Annotated in this window: 20 protein-coding genes and 1 other annotated feature; of the genes, 11 read left to right on the forward strand and 9 right to left on the reverse strand. The window is 50.0% G+C overall.

The genetic code is table 11. From position 1 onward, the window contains the following. The first annotated feature begins 66 nt into the window (after positions 1-66). Together WFJ73_RS13875 and WFJ73_RS13880 are read left to right on the forward strand one after the other, a co-directional pair. Positions 67-975 (forward strand): DNA-3-methyladenine glycosylase family protein, encoded by a 909-nt coding sequence (locus tag WFJ73_RS13875; protein WP_336773638.1) that lies wholly within the window; start codon positions 67-69, stop codon positions 973-975. Positions 976-993: 18 nt separating this feature from the next. Beyond that, positions 994-1,740 (forward strand): SDR family NAD(P)-dependent oxidoreductase, encoded by a 747-nt coding sequence (locus WFJ73_RS13880; RefSeq protein ID WP_336773639.1) that lies wholly within the window; start codon positions 994-996, stop codon positions 1,738-1,740. Between the two features lie 332 nt (positions 1,741-2,072). Here WFJ73_RS13880 and WFJ73_RS13885 read toward each other — a convergent pair whose 3' ends face one another. Then, complete coding sequence (locus WFJ73_RS13885; protein ID WP_336773640.1) at positions 2,073-3,080, reverse strand: LLM class flavin-dependent oxidoreductase; 1,008 nt, start codon at positions 3,078-3,080, stop codon at positions 2,073-2,075. Between the two features lie 183 nt (positions 3,081-3,263). On the opposite strand from WFJ73_RS13885, the gene WFJ73_RS13890 reads away from it, so the two are divergent. Continuing rightward, positions 3,264-3,542, forward strand: a complete 279-nt coding sequence (locus WFJ73_RS13890; RefSeq protein ID WP_041613660.1) for a hypothetical protein — start codon at positions 3,264-3,266, stop codon at positions 3,540-3,542. A 110-nt stretch (positions 3,543-3,652) separates the two neighbouring features. On the opposite strand, the gene WFJ73_RS13895 is transcribed toward WFJ73_RS13890, so the two are convergent. Then, positions 3,653-5,125 (reverse strand): hypothetical protein, encoded by a 1,473-nt coding sequence (locus WFJ73_RS13895; protein ID WP_336773641.1) that lies wholly within the window; start codon positions 5,123-5,125, stop codon positions 3,653-3,655. A 178-nt stretch (positions 5,126-5,303) separates the two neighbouring features. Between WFJ73_RS13895 and WFJ73_RS13900 the strand changes: the two genes are divergently transcribed. From WFJ73_RS13900 to WFJ73_RS13915, 4 genes are read left to right on the forward strand one after another with little or no spacing between them, the layout of a single operon-like run. Beyond that, positions 5,304-5,624, forward strand: coding sequence for a hypothetical protein (locus WFJ73_RS13900; RefSeq protein ID WP_336773642.1), 321 nt, complete (start codon positions 5,304-5,306; stop codon positions 5,622-5,624). A 21-nt stretch (positions 5,625-5,645) separates the two neighbouring features. After that, the gene (locus WFJ73_RS13905; RefSeq protein WP_336773643.1) at positions 5,646-5,774 is read left to right on the forward strand and encodes a hypothetical protein; all 129 of its coding nucleotides are present in this window, start codon (positions 5,646-5,648) and stop codon (positions 5,772-5,774) included. Next, positions 5,771-5,941, forward strand: a complete 171-nt coding sequence (locus WFJ73_RS13910; protein WP_336773644.1) for a hypothetical protein — start codon at positions 5,771-5,773, stop codon at positions 5,939-5,941. Before WFJ73_RS13905 ends, WFJ73_RS13910 begins: the two co-directional genes overlap by 4 nt. A 26-nt stretch (positions 5,942-5,967) precedes the next feature. Further along, on the forward strand, positions 5,968-6,870 hold the full coding sequence (locus WFJ73_RS13915) for a DUF3895 domain-containing protein (RefSeq protein ID WP_336773645.1): 903 nt from the start codon (positions 5,968-5,970) through the stop codon (positions 6,868-6,870). A gap of 62 nt (positions 6,871-6,932) precedes the next feature. Here WFJ73_RS13915 and argS read toward each other — a convergent pair whose 3' ends face one another. The 3 genes from argS to WFJ73_RS13930 form a co-directional block, all read right to left on the reverse strand. Beyond that, a complete protein-coding gene (gene argS / locus WFJ73_RS13920; RefSeq protein WP_336773646.1) occupies positions 6,933-8,627 on the reverse strand; it encodes an arginine--tRNA ligase in 1,695 nt (564 codons plus the stop codon). Positions 8,628-8,676: 49 nt separating this feature from the next. Next, positions 8,677-8,928, reverse strand: a binding site (T-box leader). A gap of 39 nt (positions 8,929-8,967) precedes the next feature. Continuing rightward, positions 8,968-9,291 (reverse strand): thioredoxin family protein, encoded by a 324-nt coding sequence (locus WFJ73_RS13925; protein WP_336773647.1) that lies wholly within the window; start codon positions 9,289-9,291, stop codon positions 8,968-8,970. A gap of 52 nt (positions 9,292-9,343) precedes the next feature. Continuing rightward, complete coding sequence (locus tag WFJ73_RS13930) at positions 9,344-10,297, reverse strand: L-lactate dehydrogenase (RefSeq protein ID WP_336773648.1); 954 nt, start codon at positions 10,295-10,297, stop codon at positions 9,344-9,346. A 478-nt stretch (positions 10,298-10,775) separates the two neighbouring features. On the opposite strand from WFJ73_RS13930, the gene WFJ73_RS13935 reads away from it, so the two are divergent. The 3 genes from WFJ73_RS13935 (at position 10,776) to WFJ73_RS13945 (ending at position 14,542) form a co-directional block, all read left to right on the forward strand. After that, complete coding sequence (locus WFJ73_RS13935) at positions 10,776-11,729, forward strand: ABC transporter permease (protein WP_336773649.1); 954 nt, start codon at positions 10,776-10,778, stop codon at positions 11,727-11,729. Positions 11,730-11,855: 126 nt separating this feature from the next. Then, on the forward strand, positions 11,856-12,770 hold the full coding sequence (locus WFJ73_RS13940; protein WP_336773650.1) for a carbohydrate ABC transporter permease: 915 nt from the start codon (positions 11,856-11,858) through the stop codon (positions 12,768-12,770). 65 nt (positions 12,771-12,835) lie between these two features. Further along, positions 12,836-14,542 carry an ABC transporter substrate-binding protein gene (locus WFJ73_RS13945; RefSeq protein ID WP_336773651.1) on the forward strand — a complete coding sequence of 569 codons (1,707 nt, stop codon included), beginning with the start codon at positions 12,836-12,838 and terminating at the stop codon, positions 14,540-14,542. 89 nt (positions 14,543-14,631) lie between these two features. On the opposite strand, the gene WFJ73_RS13950 is transcribed toward WFJ73_RS13945, so the two are convergent. From WFJ73_RS13950 to WFJ73_RS13965, 4 genes are all read right to left on the reverse strand, one after another. Then, positions 14,632-15,369, reverse strand: a complete 738-nt coding sequence (locus WFJ73_RS13950; RefSeq protein WP_336773652.1) for a DUF4247 domain-containing protein — start codon at positions 15,367-15,369, stop codon at positions 14,632-14,634. A gap of 30 nt (positions 15,370-15,399) precedes the next feature. Then, positions 15,400-15,906 (reverse strand): DUF4178 domain-containing protein, encoded by a 507-nt coding sequence (locus tag WFJ73_RS13955; protein WP_201008341.1) that lies wholly within the window; start codon positions 15,904-15,906, stop codon positions 15,400-15,402. Between the two features lie 30 nt (positions 15,907-15,936). After that, positions 15,937-16,338 carry a DUF350 domain-containing protein gene (locus tag WFJ73_RS13960; RefSeq protein WP_336773653.1) on the reverse strand — a complete coding sequence of 134 codons (402 nt, stop codon included), beginning with the start codon at positions 16,336-16,338 and terminating at the stop codon, positions 15,937-15,939. 115 nt (positions 16,339-16,453) lie between these two features. Beyond that, positions 16,454-17,128 (reverse strand): PspA/IM30 family protein, encoded by a 675-nt coding sequence (locus tag WFJ73_RS13965; protein ID WP_127495396.1) that lies wholly within the window; start codon positions 17,126-17,128, stop codon positions 16,454-16,456. A gap of 192 nt (positions 17,129-17,320) precedes the next feature. Here WFJ73_RS13965 and WFJ73_RS13970 point away from each other — a divergent pair, with 192 nt between their 5' ends. Continuing rightward, positions 17,321-17,827, forward strand: a complete 507-nt coding sequence (locus tag WFJ73_RS13970; protein WP_336773654.1) for a DinB family protein — start codon at positions 17,321-17,323, stop codon at positions 17,825-17,827. The last annotated feature ends 127 nt before the right edge of the window (positions 17,828-17,954 follow it).

Genomic DNA, 17,954 nt, shown 5'->3' on the forward strand with positions numbered 1-17,954 from the left:
CGATTTGGTATGGTTCAATGAATGGAGTAGAATGTAAGAAGAATAGAGGAAAAGGGAAGGATGTCCATGACGGAGTCACTGCTGCTGCATATCGAAACGCCGGAGCCCTTCAGCTATAAAGAGACGGTCAATTATTTGCGCAGATCGGCGAACGAGCCGCTGTATCAGGTGGAGGGGGATGCCGTTTACCGGCTTATTCCTTCAGGCAGCGGGGAAGAGCCCGCGGCGGTTGAGATTCAAGAGTCGGGCAATGGCGGACTGCTTGTGCGGGTCATTGGCGAGGAGCAGGTTAGCGATGAACGGCAGCGGGGGATCGAAGCTTATATCCGGGAGTGGTTTGATTTCGATACGGATTTGCTGCCTTTTTACGAAATGGCGGAGAAGGACCCGCTGCTGGTTCATACGATTGGACGTTTTCATGGCCTGCGAAGCGTCGGGATTTCGGATTTGTTCGAGGCGTTATGCTGGGGAATTATCGGGCAGCAGATCAATCTGGCTTTTGCTTACACGCTCAAGCGGCGCTTCGTGGAGGCATACGGGCAAAGCGTGGAGCGGGAGGGCAGGACATTCTGGCAGTTTCCGGTTCCCGAGACTATTGCCACGTTAAAGCCGGAAGATATGGCGTCCATGCAAATGACCGCGAAAAAATCCGAGTATCTCATTGGCGTAGCCAAGCTTATGGCTGAGGGCTCTTTAGACAAGCAAAGCTTGCTTGCGCTTGGAGATTTTGCGTCAATCGAAAAACAGCTGACGGGGATCCGCGGCATTGGGCCTTGGACGGCGAATTATGTTCTTATGCGCTGCCTGCGCTTGCCGAATGCTTTTCCGATCGCGGATGTGGGTCTTCATAATTCGATTAAAGCTCTGACGGGCAGTGAGGCGAAGCCGGCCATCAGCGAGATCAGGCAAATGGCGGAAGGCTGGAAGGGCTGGGAATCTTACGCGACCTTTTATCTATGGCGGATACTGTACTAAGAAAGGAGTCCGATAGGGATGAAGTTTGAAGGGGAAGTTGCTGTAATAACGGGTGCGGGCAAAGGAATCGGCGCAGCGCTGGCCGTTGCCTATGCAGTCGAAGGGGCCAAGGTTGCGGCCGTTGACCGCGATGCCGGGCTGGTGAAGCAGACGGTGGATCGTATTGTTGAAGCAGGCGGTCATGCCATTGGATTTACGGTTGATGTTAGCCGCCCTGAAGAGATTGAAGCCGCGTTCGCGGCAATTGACGAGCAATATGGACGAATCGACGTGTTGATTAATAATGCGGGCTTAGGGAAGTGGAAATCACCCTTTGACTTGAGCCTGGACGAGTGGGATTATGTGCTCAACACCAACCTGCGGGGAACTTTTCTCTGCTCGAAAGAAGCGGGTAAACGCATGCGAGAGAGCGGCGGAGGCTCCATTGTAAATCTGGCTTCCACGAGGGCGCTGATGTCCGAGCCGAATTCCGAGGCGTACGCGGCTTCCAAAGGCGGCATCGTTGCGTTGACGCATGCACTGGCCGTATCCCTGGGACCCGATCGTGTGAGAGTCAATGCAATCAGCCCGGGCTGGATCGAGAACGGGGATTACGAAGCGCTGCGCGAGGAAGATCATTCGCAGCATCCGGCGGGGCGAGTAGGCAGACCCGATGATATCGTGCGTGCTTGCTTCTATTTGACGGATCCGGAGAATGATTTCGTGACAGGTATCAATCTCATAGTCGATGGCGGCATGACGCGAAAAATGATCTACGAGGAGTAGTCTCTAGTAGCCTCTGGGCTGCCGTTTATGCTGGAATATCGCAATATATAGCTTGGTGGGTTGAATGGAGCAACTTCCGATACCGTCTTAGAAATCCGCGTAGCAGCTACAATGGATTTCATCCAACGAAATCAGCCGTAAAATGGGATTTATGTTCCTACGTTGGATTTCATCCACTAGAAGCAAAGAGGCGAATAGAGCGCATTACGCTGGATGGAATCCAACGTAGCCTCAATTCGCCTCTTCTTCTGGTTATTTTACTGGACAAAATCCAATGGACCGCAGCAAAAGTGGTGGGGACGCCAAGGACGCCAAGTTTCCTTTCAATGGGCTTATCCCTTGAGTTCAAAAGCCTCGGCAATCAGGCGATACGACTTCACGCGTGCTTCGAAGTTATGGACCGAGCTCATGACGAGCACCTCATCGGCCTGGTATTGCTCGGCCATCTTCAGGATACCGGCTTTAACCTGTTCCGGTGTGCCGATAATGCGACGCTCGCGAGCCCGGTTAATCCGGTACAGGTCGGACTCCGTATACGGATAATCGTAGGCTGTCTTTACGGAAGGGAAGCTAAGCTGGTCTATGCCGTTCTCCAGCAGAAGGAAGAATAGATCCGTGCTGAGCGCAAGCTCGTTAGCCTCTTCCTCCGTATCCGCGCAAATGGCAAGCACGGCGATCATCGAATGCGGCTTGTCGTACAGCACGGACGGCTCGAAGTTTTCATGGTAATGCTTCATCGCGGTCTCGCCGCCCGGCGTACCGAAAAACTGCGCAAACGCGTAGTTCGTTCCGAGCTGAGCGGCAATCCGGGCGCTCTCATAGCTGGAGCCAAGCAGCCAGACCTCGGGTACCTGTTCGATTGAAGGGGCGGCATGCAGCCCCGCAAAAGGATGACCTTCCGGCATTTTTCCTCGAAGGTAACCGATTAAATCGATAATTTGCTGTGGATACTTGTTAATATCCACAAACTTGTTTTCCTGCAGCGCACGGGTCGCCGTTGGCATGCCGCCAGGGGCGCGTCCGAGACCAACATCGATGCGGCCCGGATGAAGAGCTTCCAGTAGCTTGAAGTTCTCGGCAACTTTGTAGGAGCTGTAATGCGGAAGCATGATGCCGCCGGAGCCTACGCGGATGCGCGAGGTTGCTGCCGCCAGATGGGCGATTAGAATCTCCGGGCTGGAGAAGGATAGCATTTTGCCGGCATGATGCTCGGAGATCCAGTAACGGCCGTATCCTAGTCTTTCCGCTTCTTGTGCAAGACGGGTCGTGTCCGCCAACGTGGAAGCCGCATTCTGTCCTTCGTTAATATGCGACTGGTCGAGAATACCCAGTTTGATCATGAGTGAGGTGCACCTCCTGTGCATGTAAGTATGTGCAACCTTGATTATACCCTAATTCGCGAACTGTTACAAAAATTAGTACAGTAGGCGTTAGGGCCGCATCCCATGCCGCAAATATTGACTTCAGGCGCTATAAAGGGTATTATTACACAAGCTTGAATACGAAAAGTAAGGGTGAAGATCTTGAATTCGAAACTTCAAATTAAGAGCGTAACCTTAGCGGACAAAGACCTGAAATCCGGTTTATTCCAGTACATTATGACGCTTGCCGACGGCTCCAGAGCAAGACTTTTCTACAGCAACAAACCAGAGTGGCATCTGACAGGCGTAACGCGTCTGCTCAACGTTCCATGCCCGCTGTGCATGAAAGACTACTACTGCGGCTGCTTTGAGAAAAATGCAGAGCTGTTCGACCGTCAAGTGAATGAGCATGATTTTATTCCTGCTTCCATGAGAGCTTAAGCTTTCTAAAAATGATGAAACGGCTTCTGCCAGTGTGAACCCTCGTCCTCAAGGACTGCGATTCACCCCGGCAGAAGCCGTTTGTCGTTATGATGATTACGAGACGATATTTATTCCAGCGCTCCGCCTTCCACGATGTTAAAGTAATAATTGATCTGGTCCTCGCACACGGACATTTTATCTAAAGACTGCGGCGCACATACGATCAGGCGGGTTGCCGTCACCGGGAGCTGATTATCTCCAATGGGGTAGACGCCTTTTTCGTTCACGCCAAAGTTTGACTCATTCTTCATCGCATAACTCGCGAATAACGGATCCAACTCAATCTTTACATACCGGTGATCGCCGCCTGCGGGTTTTAGCTTCAACAATTCAAGCTCCTTGACCCTAATGATAAAGTTATCGGCTAGGACAGTTTGAGAAAATTGCGGCCATTCATCCGATGTGTAGCGCTTCAGTGTAACGGATTGTTCTGAAGCATGGTAGACAGAGCTTATGTGGGTATAGCGGCCGTTTGCAACAGGATCAACGAATTGAAACACTAGCTCCTTCACCTCGCCATTCTCGGCAAGCACAGTCTCAAAGCTCTCAACTCTGGCCTGATTGCTTACCGGCGCGCGGCCGATAACCATCTTCAACAAGCCATCCATTCCAAGCTGTTCGACCGATACATTACGCAAAATGCTCTGTTTAGGTACCGAATCGAAATGATTCATAACAGGAGGCATAATGATTTGCAGGATATACACGGTTAAACCAAGCAGGGCAGCCTTATCCTTAATCGAGAGATTGGGCCTAGGTTTTCGGAAAAATAACAGGTATACGGCAAAACCAAGCGGCAGCCGCAAACCGTTTAAGGTAAATGTAAACCCGCCAAGCAGCATATGGCCGATAAGCTTCCAGCCCAGGTTTTTCTCCGGTTCCGAGCGTTTGCGGTAAAGCATAATCAGACAGACAATAACGAGGAGGGGGATAAGAGCTGACAGCCAAATAGCAATAGTCGATTGGTTAAGCTTTGTATATCCGTATAAATAAAAACCAGAGAAGCGGACATGAGCTCCTTGAGTAAATTTTGAGAGCTCCGTGTCAGGGATATCAACGGATATAGCATTTCCCGGACCTTCGCCGCCCCCGTAAGTTCCTCCGAGCAGGTCTTTCCCGGTTGTATCGGTAATTTGCCACTCCGGGCCGTTTGTATTGATGAAGCTGTCGTTGGTAATTAGCGCAATATTTAGAATTTGCCCGGATTTCGGGTTCGGATGGGGAACAACATTAAGCTGGATGTAAATATCCTTTTCACGTTTGCCGACCTTCTCCAAAACAATGTCAGAGTCAAATTTCTTTGCTACAACAAGATTAAGCTTGGTTTCGCCAATCTCCTTCGGAATCCATTCCGGCTTTAGAAAAAACTCCACCGCAACGCTTTCCTTAACTAGGGATAGGCTATATCCATTGTGATTAATAATCCGCTGGTACACCGCAGAACTGCGGTTATGGTAGAGCTGGATTAGCTGCACCGCGGTAAAAAGAATAACCACGGCGAGAACGCCCGCCGATATTTTCCAAGCTTTTGTCCACTTCAATATGCGCACACCCCGCTTTCAATCCGTCTCATGATCCGCTGTATAAACCTATTACTATATACATTGGAAAAACAAGGAAAGTAGCGATCGCGGAAAAGAATATGAAGCACTGAGCGATATGGAACAGCTATAATGGTAACTGCGGCTGTTAGAAGCTTTTTTGAGTATGGAGGGTACGATGCGCGTTATTAAATTACTGACTAATATTTTGTTTTACATCCTGTTGTTCTTTATTTATTGGATGCAAAGCTATACCTGGATTTCAATCTTTATATCCTATTTATTTCAGATCAATTTTACCTTTATTAGAGTCATGATGATTGTAGGTGCTGTAATTGCATTAGCCGTATGCTTTCTTATTCGATTTATTCAAAAGAAATACCCCATTGTATTTAAGCTGCTGATGCTGATTCATCTCGTTTTACTCTTCAACACCGTACATACGGTTTCCAGTTTCGATGAACCCATTAAAGTCCCGGTCAAACAAGTGGAACAATAATAAGCGAAGGCAGGGGATACCTTGGAAAAGATTCGTCTTCGGGCATGCGCATTAATTGTGGAGAACGACGCGATTCTATTGATCGAGTTCAAGAACGATCATGACGACGGCGTGCATTATAACCTGCCGGCGGGCGGCGTTGAAGCGTGAGAAATACTTCTGATCCCACCCAGATCGGGGTCAAATGGATCCCGATTTCGGAGCTGCCTTCCATTGTGCTGTACCCGGAGATCCAGGAGGATATCGTCAATTACTGCCGGGGAAAAGAATACCGCAATTACGTAGAGGAATACGAGATCCAACAAAGGAAGTTATAATCAAAACGGAAGGGGCAGGGCAGGTCATGATACTTAGCGTTGAAGAACGAGATCAGATATTAGCTCAACTCAATGATCGGCAGCGGCAGTATTTATCGGACTATCTTGTTCGCGGGCACCGGACTGTATTTGCTAATGTCATGGCCAAAGAGAAGGGCTTTCATATTCCGGAGGATTCTGATCCGGCAGAAATTGAACGATTACTGCAAGACTGGATTTATCTGGGGTATATCGATGGTGGCCATGTCAGAGTGGATCTACGGTGCGAATGCGGCAGGCCGCTAAGATATCAGCACCAGGTAAAGAATAAAACGACTGGCGAAACGAAGTTTTTTGGAATAGAGCATTTAAAAGAACACTTAGGCATTGGAGCAGCTGCTGTTGCTGCGGTTAAAAAGGGGTTTGATGCCATTGATTATGAATTGGACGAGCTTCTAACAAAGTGGAGAAATAAATGGGTCATGGATCCGGAGTTGCTTCAAGTGGATAGTATTCCAACGCCGGTGGCCGTACAAATTAAGCTTGGTCTTCCGCTGCTTGAAAAACAAATACGCCACTTGAAACAGAATCGGATCAGAATACTCCCTAGTAAACTAACTTTTGAAGAAAAAACGTCTCCCAAACAAGCAGCTGTAGTAGCAGAAAGAGATTTATTCAGCTGGAACGAGCCTCTCCCGACTTCACAGAACGGTCCTTTTTATCTTTCGGAAAATTTAAAGTCAGCTATAAGAAGTTATATGGAGATTGGCATACAGAGCGCGCGTATCATTTCAGATTTGCTAATTCATGAGCATTCAGCTCCTAACCATCGGCTTATTACCGGTAAACCAGACATTTACGCAGCTGTGTGCGCGTATATTGAGCGTTATTATAAGGTGGAGATAACCGTATTAGGTACTGAAGACCGCATTTATAGGATAAATCCATAAAAAACCGCGTTTTATGCTTGGGAAGGGGCGCGTCCTCTATTGCGAACTGCCCCTTTGTGCTCTTACATTTCCTTCAGCGCTTTGACTCCCAGCAGCTTTAGTCCGTCCTCGAGAGTTTCGGCCGTCATGCGGACAAGCGCCAGCTTTGCTGCTTGTTCGGCAGCATTGCCGGTAATAATTTTCTCGTGGTGATAGAACCGGTTGAACGTCTGGGCCAGCTCGATCAGATAACGGGCGGCGACGGAAGGCTCATAACGCTGCGCGGCTTGCGCGAGCGCATCCGGATAGCGCATCAAGGCCTTCGCCAGCTGCCAGGATTGGTCTCCTTCGGTATATTGGTAATCGGCAGCATCGGCATTTTGACCAGGTTCTACAGGACCGCCGCTGCCAGCTTTGCGCAGCAGGCTTTGCGTTCTTGCGTAAGTGTATTGCACGTAAGGACCCGTCTCTCCTTCGAAGTTAACGACGTCCTCCAGCGAGAAGTTCACTTCATGAAGCCGCGAGTGGAGCAGGTCGCCAAAGATAACGGCGCCAACGCCAACGGCTTCCGCAACTTCCGCTTTACCCGTGAGCGTAGGATTCTTGTCCTCGATAATGCGCAGAGCATGCGCGGCCGCTTCATCCAGAACATCCTCCAGGAAGACGACCTTTCCTCTGCGGGTAGACATTTTCTGCCCGTCCATCAGCATCAGACCAAACGGGATATGCTTGCATTCTTTCGCCCAATCGAAGCCCATCCGCTCGAGCACCAGGAAGAGCTGGCGGAAATGCAAGGATTGCTCCGCGCCAACCACGTACAGCAGCTCATTGCCCTGCATCTGCTCGTGCCGGTAGATCGCGGTGGCTAGATCACGCGTGGCGTAGATTGAGGAGCCGTCGGATTTTTTGATGATGCAAGGCGGCAGTCCTTCTTCATCCAGCCGTACCACTAACGCGCCTTCGCTTTCCTCGAGCAAGCCTTGACGGGTCAGCTGATCGACTACCGCATCCATTTTGTCGTTATAAAAGCTCTCGCCAAGGTAATGGTCAAAAGCTACGCCAAGGCGGTCGTACAGCTTGTTGAAGACGGCCAGACTATCCTCGATAAACATGCGCCAATAGCGGTTAGCTTCCGGGTCGCCACTCTCCAGCTTGACGAACCATTCCCGTGCTTCCGTCTCCAGCTCCGGCTGGCGCTCCGCTTCCTCATGGAAACGGACATAAAGCTCGAGGTAGGCTTTAATCGGATCTTCGGCTTTGCCGGCGGGGTCTCCCCATTTCAGGTAAGCCGTAATCATTTTGCCGAATTGGGTGCCCCAGTCGCCCAGATGATTAACGTTAACCGTATCGTAGCCTACCTTGCGGAGCAGGTTGTAAAGGGCGTTGCCAATCATCGTCGAGCGCAAATGCCCGATGCCAAACGGCTTGGCGATATTGGGGGAGGACATGTCGATTATAACGCGTTTGCCTCCGCCAATCTCCGGTATTTGCGCTCCGCCATTTCGTACGAATTGCTCTATTACCACGGGGCGGTTGAACTTGAAGTTCAGGTAGGGACCGGCAGCGGATATCGTCCACCGGCTGCTCTCCGGCAGGGATGCGGCTAATTGTCCGGCGATTTGCGCAGGGCTTTGCTTCATCAGCCTCGACAAGGCAAAGCAGGGGAAAGCGACGTCTCCAAGCTGCTCGTTAGGCGGGAACTCCAGAAGCTCCGCAATCTGCTGACTGGATAAGGTACAGTGCTCCGCCAGGCTGGCGGCGATCATTTCTTTCAACATAAGGGTATTCCTCCTGAAAAATGGTGTTAAAATAAAAAACCCCCGTCTCGTAAGAGACGGGGGTTAATCCCGCGGTGCCACTCTTGTTGCTTATAAGCAGGCGGAAATGTTAAATAAACGCGCTGCAATAAGCATCTCGCCGTTGTAACGGTGCTGAACCGGGCAGGCCTACTGAAAATGAAATCGGTTCGGCGAGCCATCTCCCGGGTCCTCTTCGCAAAATGCGCCATCGCCGGCTTTCACCAACCCGGCTCGCTGCTCATGGTCATCGTCTTGCTACTGTCCCGTTCCTCGATGTTATATAACGACCATCATACTTGATGTTATCTGAATAATCAATCTATTGTTTCATGCGATGGCTAAGAATTTGGATAAACGACTGGCAGGCCACGAAAGTCCGCATCACCGTAATCGGCTGGCCATCCTTATACAAGGCCATGGCAGGAACGGCGCGCAGCTCCAGCGGAGCGGCTGTCTGCGGGAACAGATCGATGTTAACCGAAGCAACGGTCATCTCTCCGCGAAGGGAAGGGATGGCGGCCTCTAGCTGTCCGGCAATCGTATGGCAAGGGGTGCAGAAGGTGCTGCGGTACAGAACAAGCACAGAGCCTCCGCTTGCGATTGCTTCCTGCAGCTGTTGATCAGTAAGCTGGTTCAAAGACATAAGGTAGGTTATCTCCCGGATAGTAAGAATAAGAAGGATGTCCTCCATTGTATCACCCCAGCTTCAACTGCTCAATCGCCCCGCGAATGATACGGCATGAAAGAGCCATCTGCCGCTCTTCCTCCGGCGTCAAATTAAGCTCAATGATTTCTTTAACGCCGCTGCGTGTAATGATGGCGGGAACGCCCGCCGCAATGCCCGTCTGGTTGTATTCCTGCTCGAGGATAGAGGAGACGGCGATAATGCGGTGTTCATCGTACAGAACGGAGCGGGTGATATAGGCAAGCGCATTGCCGATGCCGTAGTGGGTGGAGCCCATGCGGGTGTAAATTTCCCAGCCTGCATTTTTGGTCTGTTCGGCAATTTCATTCAGCTTGAGATGACCGAACCGGACCGGATGCTGGGTCAGAATATCCCGAATCGGCTTGCCGCCAATCGTCACATGCGACCATGCGGGGAATTGGGATTCTCCGTGTTCGCCCAGCACGTAGCCGTGCACGCTGCGCGGATCAACGGAGAAATGCTCGCAGAGCAGCGTTTTGAGCCGGGCCGAGTCAATGGATGTGCCGGAGCCTATAACTTGGCTGCGGGGTAGTCCCGACAACTTCCATACGACATAAGTAACCACGTCAACCGGATTAGCCGCCGCGAGAAAAATACCGTTAAACCCGCTGCCCATAATCCGCGTAATGACATGACCATAGATGTCGGCGACCGTGCTTAACATTCCCATCCGGTCCTGGCCTTTTGGCGGATAACCGCCGGCCGACAGAATAACGACGTCCATATCCGAGCAATCCTCATACGTTCCGGTATAGATTTTTGTGCGCGAATGGATGAAATCCATGCCATGCGACATGTCGAGCGCTTGTGCATCTGCGCGGTCCGGTGTCCGTCCAACTAGCATGATCTCGTCGCATATCGACTGATTGATAAGGGAATACGCGCAGCTTGAACCCACATTGCCAACCCCGACGATCGCTACCTTGCGCGCCTTGCTTCTCATGCCTATACAGCCCCTTATCCCATGTGTTGTTACTTCTAGTATATGGGCTTGCATACCAATCATGTGACGGCGAAGTTACGGTCATGTTTGTCTTTCTTACGCTTCGGACAGGGGGACGAACATAGGTTGTGAGAATGGCGCTTCCGCCGTGCGGCCATGTCTAAAGTCTCGCCGGCGAAAGCAAGGATTAGCGTTAATGCGACTAAATACTCCACGATCTTACACAATACGACAAACATATTTAATATATTATATAGATTAATGTGAAATAAGCGGGATAGAAAATAGAAGGAATACCTGTGTTTTGTTTGAAAAACAGGCTTTTTTGCCCAAATTCCCCCTAAATTCGTTCATTGGTCGTATTGATTGTATATATTAAATATATTATATTAATATATATGAAACCGCTTTCACCTTGTGAGGGAGAGTTATCGATTCCGCGATTGTGTGTTATCCATTTTAGGAGGTGGAAGAGACAATGATTGTGAATGAGGCAAAAGTCGAAGTTATGCCGATACCCAAAAAAAAGAACCAGACTTGGTCTAGAGTTTGGTATTTCAGGCATGCGTACTTATTTATGCTTCCAGCTGTTATTTGGTATTTGGTGTTCAGCTATTATCCGATGTATGGCGTCTTGATCGCATTTAAAGATTTCAAGTACAACCTCGGAATAATGGGAAGTCCATGGGAAGGACTGCGGTTTTTCAAGCAGTTCTTGAATGATTCCAACTTTTATTCCGTCCTCAAAAATACGCTGTCGATCAGCGGTCTTAAGCTGCTGTTCGGATTTCCGGCACCGCTTGTTCTCGCTTTAATGCTTAACGCCGTGATGCGCAGCAAAATAAAGCGGATCTTCCAAACGATTTCTTACCTGCCCCACTTTGTATCCTGGGTCGTTGTCGTAACGCTGATGCAAAAGATTCTTTCTCCCAACGTTGGTCTTGTGAATGACATCCGTGAAAAAATGGGACTCGATTCGATCTTTTTTATGGGAATGCCGTCCTTGTTTTATCCACTCGTTATTTCCTCCGATATCTGGAAGGGCATTGGCTGGGGATCGATCATTTATTTGGCCGCGCTGACCAACATTGATCCACACTTGTATGAAGCCGCGGAAATGGACGGGGCGGGCCGCTGGAGCAAATTGTTCAAAATCACGCTGCCAACCTTGGTGCCTACGATCGGCATTCTGCTGATCTTCTCCTTAAGCGGCATTCTGAATGCCGGGTTTGACCAAATATGGCTAATGCAGACGCCAGCTACCTTAAGCGTCTCTGAGATATTGGACACCTACGTGCTCAAGACGGGTATCCAGCAAGGACAATTCGCTTATTCCACGGCGATCGGCTTGTTCAAATCGGCCATCTCGCTGATCCTCATTGTAACGGTCAACAAGATAGCCAAGAAAGTAAGCGACGTGTCTTTATGGTGAAGAAAGACAATCTCTGCATGAATCTATTGCTTCACAATTCATTTTAGGATTTTGCTTTCGAAGTATGAATCATCACAATGGCCAGAACGGCCATTAGGGTGATAATTCATTTTAGGAGGTGCGGGAATGGGCACGAGAAGAATGTCGGCAGCCGATAAAATATATTCGACCTTGAATTATACCGTGCTGCTCCTATTTTGCCTGACGGCACTCTACCCCTTTGTTTATTTTTTGGCGCTTTCGTTTAATGACGGCTATGACGCGATGAAAGGCGGCATTTACTTATACCCTCGCGTATTTACGCTTGAGAACTACTCCAAGGCATTTAATAATCCGCAGGTCTTGAATGCCTTTTGGATTTCCGTTTCAAGGACGGTAATCGTTACCCTATGCTCCGTCATGCTGACTTCCTTGCTCGCTTACGGTCTTTCTCGGAAGGGTCTGCCGGGAAGGAAATACATCGTCTTTTTCTTCTTCTTTACGACTTTGTTCAGCGGCGGATTGATTCCGACTTTCATCTTGTACCGGCAAATTCATATTATCGATACGTATTGGGTGCTTGTGCTGCCCGTGCTGTACGACTTTTTTAACGCGATTGTGATGAAGACCTTCTTCGACGGGATCCCTCCCAGCTTGTCGGAGTCGGCACGAATCGACGGGGCAAGCGAGCTGCAGGTGTTCGCCCGCATCATTCTCCCGCTATCCATGCCGGTACTCGCAACCATAGCTTTGTTTGTAGGGGTTGGCGTGTGGAACGACTGGTTTACCGGGCAGTTCTTCATCTCGAAAGAAAACCTTCAGCCTGCGGCGACGTTCCTGAACAAAATGATCAGCGAAGCGTCCTTCCAGACCATGACGGGTTCAAGCGGCGGATCGTCCATCCAAAACATGAGCCAATCCCAAATGGAGCTGCGGGGCGTAACGCCGGAAGCGCTCCGAATGACGTTTGTCATCATCATTACCACTCCGATCCTTTGCGTATATCCGTTCCTTCAACGGTTCTTCGTAAAGGGTGTGCTGGTAGGCTCGCTCAAAGAGTAGTTGCGAGGGGTATAAGAGGCATTGCCTTTTATATATACAATTAAAAAATGAGAGGGGCTTGTCAAATGCGTAAAACCAGATTAAAAGGTTCGCTTGGCCTGGCTGTTGCCGTCCCGGTGCTTGCATTGTCGATGACGGCGTGCAGCGATAATGGGGGGAACAACGGACCAGATGCGTCTGCGTCTGCAGGCAATGCAACGAATACGGGGCAAAAAGAAGCGGATGCACCCAAGCAGGTCACGTTAACGTTCCTGAGCGCCTGGAATGGCGGCGGAGCAGGTTTCCCGCAAGATCAAGAGAACAATCCGGTAGCAAAAGCGATAAGAGAGAAGACTGGCGTCACGCTCAAGATGGAATCCATCACGACAAGCGAAGTCGAGAAGCTGAATACCATGTTCGCTTCCGGCACGGTTCCGGATATCGTAAACGCTCCGTACTGGTCGACAACCGGCGGTGAAGGCCAAGTTATCAAAAAAGCCGCTCTGGAAGGCCAGCTTCTTGACTTAACGCCTTATCTCGATAAATATCCGAATATTAAGAGATTGGTCACGACTGGCATAGCGAAGGACTTTGCCGAGTTTGACATGAATAGCCCTGATCTGAAGGGCAAGCAATATATCATTCCGACGGAAACGCCGGACGGTTCGATCGAAAGCATTCATAACTGGAATTACGGCCTTTATGCCCGCGGCGATATTTTGAAGGCGCTGAATGTAAATGCGGCGGATATCGATACGCAGGATAAGCTGTACGATTTGCTGGAGAAGATCAAAAACGGCAATTTCAAAGATATTAGCGGCAAGCCGGTTATCCCTTCCGGAACGTTGCACAACGGTTGGGATTCCAGCCAATTCACGAAGGGCTGGACGGGTTACAATATTTCGGACTTCCGCGAGGAAGACGGCAAGCTGACCTTCTGGGCTTTATCCAAAGATGAAGAAGACAAAATGATGTATTTGCGTAAGTTGATCCAGGGCGGACTGTTCGATCCTGAAGCATTCAGCAACACCGACACGACAGCGATGGAGAAGCTGACCACCGGCAAGCTTGCCGTATTCGGAGCCCAGCCTATGCTTGGTGATTTGTCCAAAACGCTGTATAAGACTAATCCGGAAATGCAATACGAGCTGCTTGGTCCAATGAAGAATAAAAATGGCGAAATCGCAACGCAGGTTGAGAAGCCGGGACGATCCGGATTCCCTGCGATCTTCTTGAGCGCGAAGATCAAAGACCCGGATGCGGCATTGCGTTATATTGATTTCGTAAACAGCGACGAAGGCCGTCTGCTCGCGTACTGGGGTATTGAAGGCAAGGATTACACGATGGTGGACGGAAGACCGCAATGGATTCCGGACGTGAAGAAGCAATTCGACGACAATCCGGACTTGAAGCGCGACGAAGGACTTAGCTTCCTGCCGGGCAGATTCACTGGCGCATTCTCCGATACGGTGACATGGCCGAAAACGGATGATCAAAAAACGCAATGGGATAAGCTGGAGGAAAGCTTCTCGGCGAAAATGCCGATTAAAATCATTGATAAAGTAAGCGCCTCTTATCTGGAAAGAGAATGGCCGAAATATCAGCAATATCGCGACAAGGTAGGCAGCTTTGATTTTAACGCGGAGTTGCAGAAAGCCTACTTCGCGAAATCGGATGATGAAGCTTTGAAAATCCTTCATAAAGCGCAAGACAAGTTCAAAGATGCCGGTGTCGAGGAAATGACCCAGTTTGTCGCTCAAAAAGCCGCAGAACGGAATGACATTGGCTACTAAGATAAAATAGGACCAAACAAATAAACCGCCCGATCGCCCGGGCGGTTTATTTATGTTTATTGGTCAATTCACAGTAATCATGCGCATCGTCACCGTCGCCGCGAGACGCGGCCGGAGCCCATCCGGATCTTCGGCGCCGATTTCTTCGGCTTGGTGAAGACCGAGCTCTTCTTCGAAGAGCTTGATGACGAGCCGCCGGTAATGACCTTGCCGGTCTTGCCGGTAGAGCCGCTACTGCCTGACCCGACTGCAGTGGAGTCGGCGTTCTTCGAACGTTTCAAGATGGATCCGGTTCGGTTCACCGTCATCGGCGGCGCTTTTTTCAGATCCTGATCGGTTGGCTTGTGGTAAGTGGTCTGCGGTTTGTAGACATCCTTCTGGGAGTAACCGCGGTAATTGCCATGACCGTACCTGCCGTTATCGAACAAATCGCTCAGCACGCTGGCGAGCAGATAACCCTGCAGGAAGCTGCTGCTATAGTTGTTGCGGACATATTCCTTGGAGTCGATCTCGATCAGGGAGTCCGACGGATCATCGGGAGCCTGCTGGATCTGGATGACCTCATCGCTGTAGACGAGGAACATCCTCTCGGTACTTTCCGCAGACTGCTGCTCCGGCTTCTTCTTATCGACGAGCTGCTTGGCGACCTCCGGAACCGTCTGGTCCGCAGCCCGGTAGACGTAAGACGTCTGGCTGCCCGAACCGTTCACCGATTCAAGCGGATACTGCTCCTTTACGGTGTCGGAGATGGCGCAGGCAGCAAGCATGGGAACGACGAGGCTGAGTAATAGAATAATTTTGATGCTATGAAGCCACCACTTCTTCATCTTGCTCCTCCTAAAAAGAATAGCTTCGCCTTATGCGCCCCGGATCACGCGGACATCCGCGGGCAGCACCGATTCGCCTACATACAGCATGAAGCGTCCGTCAAGCCATTCCACGCGGAGCAGCTTCATATCGTCGGACTGATACTGCCATACGTATTGCTCGCCGCCTTGCATAAACGGCGTTTTGCCGTTGGCCGCGATCATACCCGAGAAGTTCTCTTCCATGTGATAGGCCCGGTCATCCAGCTCAAGAGTAGTTGGTACTTCGTCAAAGGTATCTAGTCTTCCATCGATTTGTTCATACAGCGCGAAAACCGTTCTTTCGCGTTCTTCGATCGACAGATAGCGGATATCGCTTCCGTCCTGCAGCGTCAGCACAACCGCGTTGCGGCTGCGGTTCCGGCTGCTGCCGGTTACTTGATACGTGACCAGGGAGACTTCGCATACATCGCCGGGAGCAAGAGACAAGATGCTTTTCTCCGCTTTCACCGGTTCAGGCTTTGCCATAATATTTTTAATTCGTTTAAAAATGCTCATCAAGGTTTACTCCTTCGTACGATCGTTCTGTTAGACCGAAGCAATAATCAGCGCACCCGCAATGTGAAGGGATCCGGCGATTAACGCGTAGCCGACTTTGCCCTCGTGAATGCCTTTGTCCAGCTGAATGCCGGCAATAGCACCAAAAATAATCCGGAAAATCGCTTCAACAATCAGCAGGGTGATAAACGATACAAGCGAGATCACAAGAGCTTCCCACATGTAAGTTGCCTGTCCGATCGACGAAGCAAGGATGTATGCCTGTGCGCCAAGCTTCATTACGAAGCGGACCGCTACAGCAATATTACCATCTTTCATTTCCTTAAAATCATGGTATTTCGTGGACAATGAGTCTAAATACATGAGGATAAAAAGCAGCAGCGCCCCAGCGCCTGTCCACACCGGAATTTGCAGCAAATCCGTCCAAGTCATGACCATCTTTCCCCCAATAAAGTAATAGAACCGCAAAATCCGCCGGCGCTGCCGTTAAGCTATGGCGCCGGCGGACATGTTTGCGTCAGTCCATTTTATTCCATGCGTGCAGGAGCTATTCCTTCTTTTCGTACTGTCTCATCAGAGCGGCAAGCTCGTCTTCAACCGCTTTGTCCTTGCCAAGAGCGGCGAACTCATCGTCAAGCGATTTGCCTTTTGACTGCGCAAGTTCGTTCGATGCCTCGGCGCGCGCTTCGGCTTGAAGCATTTTCTCTTCCATGCGCTTCAGGCCAGCGGAAGCGGAATCGGAGCTGAAGCCTGCAAGCGATTTGTTGATGTGCTCTTGCGCTTTGGCCGCTTGGTAGCGGGCAACCAGCGTCTCGCGTTTGTTCTTCATCTCGGTCAGCTGTTTGCGCATTTCGTCGAGCTTCGCGCGGAGGTTATCCGCCATCGCTTTGTTGTTGTCAAAGCTTGTTTTGTATTCGGCGGCCTTCGCTTCAGCCGATTTTTTCTCTTCCAGGGCACGGCGGGCAAGGTCGATGTTCTGAGCTTGAGCCGCGATATGCGCTTGCTCGCCGCGTTTTTCTACTAACTGAGCTTGCTCTTCATACAGCTGCTTGAATTTTTTCTCGAGGGCGATTTGGGCAGCTACGGCTTTTTCGGCATCCTCGAGATCTTCTTGCATGTCACGGATATATTGGTCAGTCAGCTTGATCGGATCTTCCGCTTTCTCAATCAGAGCGTACACATTCGATAAAGTAAGGTCACGAAGTCGTTTGAAAATAGACATTTTAAACATCCTCCCGGAATTTTCGATTTTCAATATTGGAGCTTATAACACCTACATACGATTATACGCTCGATTAGGTTTCATTTCGATAGTTCGGGAAAAAGTGGTGCCCCGGTTTCATTGAATGGAATTAGAAAACTTTGGTAAAATAGACGAGAAATCAATTCATTTTACTCAGGGAGATGAGCAGGAATGAGTCATGAAATTATCCGCCAATTCGACTATCATGCATGGGCCAACAATCGGCTGTTCGAGCATTTGAGGCAGCTTCCCGAAGAAGTGTATGCGGCAGAAGTACAAAGCGTGTTCCCGTCCGTAGCCGCGGTACTGGAGCATCTGTATGTCCGCGATGAGCTGTGGCTTGCCGTCCTGCTCGGGGCAGAGGCGGATCTGATTGATTTGGTTAACCGCAAGGCGGAGGAAGTAAAGGGGATGACGGCAGCATCGTTGGAGGAACGCTACAACCGGATTGCAGACCGGTTCCGAACCTATATGGCCGGAGTAGAAGATCTGGACAAGCTGACGACGATTACGCATCCGAGATTCGGGTCTATGACAGCACCTTTATCCGGCATTATTCAGCATGTTGTTAACCATGGTACGTATCACCGGGGGAACGTGACGGCTATACTAAGACAACAGGGGCATCCGGGCGTTGCAACGGATTATATATTTTTCCTGTACGGGAAATATAATTAATCCACAGGCTTATCCACATTATCAACATGAGTAATCCCCAATTATAGTGAGACTTTACATAAAGTTAATAACATATCCACAACAGAGGCTGTCCACATAAAGTCCTAGTCCGGAAGTCAGGTCATAC

Source organism: Paenibacillus sp. MMO-58 (assembly GCF_037146255.1).
Classification (GTDB): Bacteria; Bacillota; Bacilli; order Paenibacillales; family Paenibacillaceae; genus Pristimantibacillus.

Coding starts and splice junctions, on each gene's coding strand:
- WFJ73_RS13875 (WP_336773638.1), top strand. CDS start 67: ATGACGGAGTCACTGCTGCTGCATATCGAAACGCCGGAGCCCTTCAGC.
- WFJ73_RS13880 (WP_336773639.1), top strand. CDS start 994: ATGAAGTTTGAAGGGGAAGTTGCTGTAATAACGGGTGCGGGCAAAGGA.
- WFJ73_RS13885 (WP_336773640.1), bottom strand. CDS start 3,080: ATGATCAAACTGGGTATTCTCGACCAGTCGCATATTAACGAAGGACAG.
- WFJ73_RS13900 (WP_336773642.1), top strand. CDS start 5,304: ATGCGCGTTATTAAATTACTGACTAATATTTTGTTTTACATCCTGTTG.
- WFJ73_RS13915 (WP_336773645.1), top strand. CDS start 5,968: ATGATACTTAGCGTTGAAGAACGAGATCAGATATTAGCTCAACTCAAT.
- argS (WP_336773646.1), bottom strand. CDS start 8,627: ATGTTGAAAGAAATGATCGCCGCCAGCCTGGCGGAGCACTGTACCTTA.
- WFJ73_RS13925 (WP_336773647.1), bottom strand. CDS start 9,291: ATGTCTTTGAACCAGCTTACTGATCAACAGCTGCAGGAAGCAATCGCA.
- WFJ73_RS13930 (WP_336773648.1), bottom strand. CDS start 10,297: ATGAGAAGCAAGGCGCGCAAGGTAGCGATCGTCGGGGTTGGCAATGTG.
- WFJ73_RS13935 (WP_336773649.1), top strand. CDS start 10,776: ATGATTGTGAATGAGGCAAAAGTCGAAGTTATGCCGATACCCAAAAAA.
- WFJ73_RS13940 (WP_336773650.1), top strand. CDS start 11,856: ATGGGCACGAGAAGAATGTCGGCAGCCGATAAAATATATTCGACCTTG.
- WFJ73_RS13945 (WP_336773651.1), top strand. CDS start 12,836: ATGCGTAAAACCAGATTAAAAGGTTCGCTTGGCCTGGCTGTTGCCGTC.
- WFJ73_RS13950 (WP_336773652.1), bottom strand. CDS start 15,369: ATGAAGAAGTGGTGGCTTCATAGCATCAAAATTATTCTATTACTCAGC.
- WFJ73_RS13955 (WP_201008341.1), bottom strand. CDS start 15,906: ATGAGCATTTTTAAACGAATTAAAAATATTATGGCAAAGCCTGAACCG.
- WFJ73_RS13960 (WP_336773653.1), bottom strand. CDS start 16,338: ATGACTTGGACGGATTTGCTGCAAATTCCGGTGTGGACAGGCGCTGGG.
- WFJ73_RS13965 (WP_127495396.1), bottom strand. CDS start 17,128: ATGTCTATTTTCAAACGACTTCGTGACCTTACTTTATCGAATGTGTAC.
- WFJ73_RS13970 (WP_336773654.1), top strand. CDS start 17,321: ATGAGTCATGAAATTATCCGCCAATTCGACTATCATGCATGGGCCAAC.